General features: G+C 35.0%; 2 pseudogenes. Both read right to left on the bottom strand.

The annotated features are described in order from the left end of the window. Positions 1–1,200, bottom strand: a pseudogene (locus Q1553_RS00155) (flagellar functional protein); the annotation flags it as partial. Between the two features lie 54 nt (positions 1,201–1,254). Further along, positions 1,255–1,528: pseudogene (locus Q1553_RS00150) on the bottom strand (metallophosphoesterase); the annotation flags it as partial.

Raw genomic sequence — 1,528 nt, 5'->3', positions numbered from 1 at the left:
CTCAAACATTACTTCTGCCACTTGCGAAGGCACATCTACAATTCCAACTTCTGCCCAACCTTGTAACAAATTATAATACTTTGGAATGTCTTTAAGAAAATATTTTGGATTCGCGTCTAGGACACTTTTAAGATGCCTTTGTGCCTCTGTTTTGTTTTCTGCTTTGCGATAATAATCCCCAAGCAAAATAGATGCTAAAGAAGCGATTTCTAAATCTGTCGTTTCATTTAAAGTAGATTCATACATATTTAAAACAACTTTGCGGTCCCCCCTAATATAAAGATTCTCTCCATAATCAAGTCGCGCAAGAAGCTCGTATTTATCACCCTTATACTCACTAAAAAGCCTATCATAATAGTATTTTGCCTCTTCAAAAAAGTTCATTTTAGCATAAGTTTTTGCCAATATAAATAAGATTTGTGGCACATGAACATCTGTTGGATAAGCTTCTAGCCAAGCTTTAGCTAGTATCATTGTATCTTCGTAATCTTCCTCTTTACCCAAGCTATCCAATGCAGCAATTTTAAAATATAAAATATCACGTTTAAAGATTGTATCAGGATAAAGAGCAAGCATTTCTTCTATTGCATTCAAAGCTTCAGTATAGGATTCTTCAGCAATTAAGGATTGTATGTGCAAGAAAGAATCCTTGTCCGCTCCAACTTCATTATTCATTGGGCGCATTTGCACATCTAATGCCCCCACTCTCGGTAAATGTTCCTCAAAGAAAATAGGAAAATTCAATCCATTGCTTGGCTGGTCGTTTAAAAATGGAATCTTATTTTCATAACCTAAAATTTGCCAACGTTTGGATTTTTCGTTGTGTTCTTGCGGGATAGGCTGATTAGAGATAAGGCTAAATTCTGTATTATAAAGTTTAATTTTTTTGCCATTTTTTGGTTTGATTTTCAAAAAGAATCTCTGCGTATTATCCTCAAGACTTTCTGGCACGATAGAAAAAAATAAAGTCTCACTGCGTTGAAAACGCGATAATAAAGGGGAATCAAATCCGCAAATAATCTCACTGACTTCAGACGCTCTATCATAGGATTCCACACAAGCAAACGGAACATTGTCTATTAGGTTTAAAACAGCAAAGTTTCTATTCTCTTCTCTACCGCTATTGATATAAAACTCTAATCCAAAAAAAGAATTTGCTATAAACAACAATAAAAATACTAAGTGATTCTTGTTTTTCATAGATTTCCAAATTTTAAATACGAAATTATACTTTCTTTTCTTTGAAATTTGCTTTTAGTCTTTTGAAGCTGCAATAAATTCAAAATAAGTTATCTCTGCACGCGCTAAAATGCGCATAGGAGGTCCCCAAAATCCCGTGCCACGATTAACGTAAATCTGCGTTGTTAGGCTGTGCTGATACCAACCTGCTAAATAAGGTTGGTCTAGCTTTACAAGGAATTGAAAGGGGAAAATTTGTCCTCCGTGCGTGTGTCCGCTCAAAATTAAATCCACTTGATGTTCTTCTCTCACCTCAAGGGCAAATTTTGGCTGATGCGCTAATAAAATT

It is taken from the genome of Helicobacter sp. UBA3407, assembly GCF_949747025.1.
In the GTDB taxonomy this organism is placed as follows: Bacteria; Campylobacterota; Campylobacteria; order Campylobacterales; family Helicobacteraceae; genus Helicobacter_D; species Helicobacter_D ganmani.
The sequence above is the reverse complement of the archived record's forward strand: the minus strand, read 5'-3'. Positions and strand labels throughout refer to the sequence as shown.